Source organism: Xenorhabdus littoralis (genome assembly GCF_033949345.1).
GTDB lineage: Bacteria > Pseudomonadota > Gammaproteobacteria > Enterobacterales > Enterobacteriaceae > Xenorhabdus > Xenorhabdus littoralis.
Genome location: NZ_VCDP01000089.1, coordinates 1 through 3,986, shown reverse-complemented (window position 1 = coordinate 3,986; position 3,986 = coordinate 1). Strand labels below are relative to the sequence as shown.

The 3,986-nt window shown below is 47.1% G+C and carries 2 protein-coding genes; both read left to right on the top strand.

Going from position 1 to position 3,986, the window contains the following annotated elements:
- On the top strand, positions 1-2,055 hold a 2,055-nt coding region (locus FE394_RS17130; protein WP_319927563.1), incomplete at its 5' end, for a condensation domain-containing protein.
- A gap of 3 nt (positions 2,056-2,058) precedes the next feature.
- Positions 2,059-3,986: condensation domain-containing protein (locus tag FE394_RS17125; protein WP_319927562.1), on the top strand; the 1,928-nt coding region annotated here is incomplete at its 3' end.

Genomic DNA, 3,986 nt, shown 5'->3' with positions numbered 1-3,986 from the left:
ATCGAATATCTCGGCCGTAATGATTTTCAGGTCAAGCTACGCGGTTTCCGCATTGAGCTGGGCGAAATCGAAAGTGCCCTGACTTCCCTCCCACAAGTCAGACAGGCAGTAGTGATTGACCGTGAACATCACGGGAATAAAGCACTGGCAGCTTATCTGGTCACAGATGGCGTATTATCAGATGAAGTTCTGATCAGACACTTATCTGACCGCCTGCCGGAATACATGATACCTGCCAGTTTTACCCGCCTTGAATTCCTGCCCCTGACCCAGAATGGCAAAGTGGATCGCCGTGCCTTACCAGAGCCAATCCGGGGAAATAAGGACAGTTACACCGCTCCCCGCAATGCGCTGGAAACCCAGCTATGTACCATTTGGCAAGACGTATTGGGTCTGGAATACATTGGCATCGAAGATAACTTTTTCCGCATTGGCGGTGATTCGATTGTCAGTATCCAGTTGGTTTCCAAACTGCGGCAGGCGGGTTTTTCCCTTCAGGTTAAATCGATTTTTGCAGCGCCAACGGTCGCTCAACTAGCCCAATTGCTGATGCAAACTTCCACCACAGAAAATGTCGTTGCAGAGCAGGGCTTATTAAACGGGGAATTTGACTTATTGCCTGTCCAGCACACTTTCTTCAACTGGAGCTTATCGAATCCGCACCATTGGAATCAGGCATTCATGATTCAGATCCCGGGTAATATCGAATTCGCACAGATTGAACAGGCGCTAATCATGCTGGCTGAACGGCATGATATGCTGCGAACCCGTTTTATAGATAGCAAAAACGGCTACCGTCAGTGCTATTCCGATTATTCCGGTTCCGGAGAAACACCATCTTCACATCCCCTTTTACAGCACTGCAATATCCGTGGATTAAACAAGGAAGAACTGCATCAACAATTAACTCGATGGCAAAGCGGGTTCAATTACAACAACGGGCCATTATGGCAAGCCGGGCATCTGACCGGATACGCGGATGGCAGTGGCCGATTATTCTTCGCATTCCACCATCTGATTATTGACGCGGTGTCCTGGCGGATCATCGCTGAAGATATGCGTTTGCTATTACAGGGCTTGACCTTGCCACCGAAAACCAGCAGTTACCGGCAATGGGTAGCCGCTGTCCAGCGTTATGCACAACAGCACCAGAATGAAGCGCTCTACTGGCAACGGGTAGTAAAAGGAACAGTTACAGAAACAGTTGCGGGAATCGCTGAAGGAAACAGCACCAAACCCGCATTGGATGATATCCCCCAATACGGGTTAAGCATTTCTGCGGAAATGACCGATATCCTGCTGCATGAAGCCAACACGGGTTATCACACTGAAATTAACGACTTACTGCTGAGCGCACTGACACTCGCCTTGCAGGAGACTTTTTCACGAACCGTAAACTATATCCTTCTGGAAGGACATGGACGGGAATCCATTGATAACACATTGGATCTTTCCGAAACCGTCGGCTGGTTTACAACCATGTACCCTGTTCGTCTGGAAATGCAGGCTGATATTGCAGAAACCCTCATTCACACCAAAGAGATGCTTCGCAGCATACCGAACAAAGGCATTGGTTACAGCGCATTACATCAGGCGGGATACCTGACAGGCGATTTACCGACCCTCAGTTTCAACTACCTCGGACAGTTAGGGGGTGCCAGTCATCAAGACTGGACTATAACCAACGATGATTGCGGGAATGCGATAGCCAGAGAAAACGGCAGTCACCTACTACTGGGCATCAATGGTGCTGTTCAGGCGGGAAGACTGCAATTCAGTGTGGATTCCCGTTTGCCACAAGCCCAGACAGCGGTGTTTATCAAGGCATTTGAACAAGCACTCAATAACATCGTCGTGACTGCTCAAAAGCAGGCTCAATCCGGAGGAATAAAAACCCCCAGTGATTACGGAATCAAGGGTGTTTCGATGGAGAGACTAAACCAGCTTACTCATCGTTTTGATCATGTTGATCACGTAAGTCATGAAAGCTCACACCACGATTTAGAAAAGAAAGCAGAAAATAACTCAGAAAAGAAAACTATTTTGGATGTGTAAAAAATGTTGATGCTATTTAAAGAACTTAACAAAAATCATGTATCAGTATGGGTCTGTGACAATAAGTTAAAACTGGCGTTTACAGGGGATAATCCCCCTGTTCAACTTATTGATGAGGTTAAGCAGAAAAGAGATAACATATTAGATTTTTTAAATGAAAAAAGTATCTTCTCTGAGGAAAAATTTAAAAGTTTTATTTTCAGTGAAAATCACTCTGATTCGAAGGCTCCTGCCGCATCCCCCAAAAACAGCATTTCCCCTAAAATTTCCCCTAAAATTTCCCCTAAAAAAAGTATTGAAGCGATATTTCCTGCCACCAGTTTGCAACAGGGATTTGTTTACCATTATCTGGCTCAACCACAGGATGATGCCTATCGCGTGCAATTGCTGTTGGATTATCACACCCATGTTGATCTTGCCACCTATCAGCAAGCATGGTCGCTGGCTTCACGGCGTTTTCCTATCCTCAGAACGGCATTTGATTGGGAAGGCGAAATATTACAGATAGTCACAGCGAATCCCAGTATTCAGTCGAAGAATTTCATCACCAAAGATATCAGCCAATTACCAGAAGAAGACCGGAACAAGGCGATTGACGAGATCCAACAACATGACCGTATTCTGCCTTTTGATTTAAGTCAGCCCGGATTAATCCGTTTCACTTTGATCAAACAGAAAGAACAACTCATCACCGTGCTGATCACTCTGCATCATTGCATTATTGACGGCTGGAGTTACCCGATTTTATTGCAGGCGGTGCATGAGTATTACAACGGACTGACGCAAGGATATACCCCCAAGATAGTGGCAGATAAAGCCTATCTGGCAACCCAACAATATTATCTGGATCATAAAGCAGAAACTGAAGCTTATTGGGCTGAACGCAAATCACAATTCCACGGCATGAATGATTTCTCACCCTTGTTAAGTCATCGCGTTGATTTAATGCAGATCAAAACCGTTGAAAAACCGGCTGAACAGATACTGACTATACAGGGAAGCACTTATGTGCAGCTAAAAGATACGTACCGGACGCAGGGCATGACCCTCAATGTGGCACTGCAATTCGCCTGGCATAAACTTCTGCACAGCTACACCGGCGATGAGCAGACCATTGTCGGTACAACTGTATCCGGACGCGATGTGCCGGTGGAAGGCGTTGAGTCCAGTGTTGGCTTGTATATCAATACCTTGCCGCTGATGGTGCAATGGAATCAGACAGACAGTATCGCGGTGGTTTTACAAGATATCCAAAAAGATATCGCTACACTCAACAGTCACAGTGCCGTCTCTCTGTCTGGTTTGCAATCTAATGGGGAACGGTTATTCCATAGCTTGCTGGTCTTTGAAAACTACCCTGTTCCAGCAATGAGCGAAAACAAAGACGGGCTGGAACATGCCCTGACATTCCGCCGCGCCGTCGAAAAAGTGGATTATCCGGTGTTGTTGATGGCCTATGAGCAGGATCACTGTTTAACCATAAAATTCAGTTATGGTGAAGATTGGCTGACAGCAAAACAGGCACAACGTTTGCTTTGCCAGCTTGAACGCATTCTGCGCGCGGTGGCATACAACCCAGACCAGTTACATACATCAATAACAATCCTCAGTGAAGAAGAGCGCTATACCCTGCTGCATAGCTGGAACCAAACCGATGCGCCTTATCCGCAGGACAAAACCCTGCAACACCTGTTTGAAGCTCAGACAACCCGATGCCCCGACGCCATCGCCGTTATATTTGCAGACCAAAGGATGAGCTATGGCGAACTCAACCGCCGAGCCAACCGTCTGGCTCATCATCTGATTACGCTGGGTGTGCGACCGGATGATCGGGTCGCCATTTGCCTCGAACGCAGCCCGGACATGGTGGTAGGAATACTCGCTATCCTCAAGGCGGGCGGGGCTTACGTGCCGCTCGATCCGAGCTATCC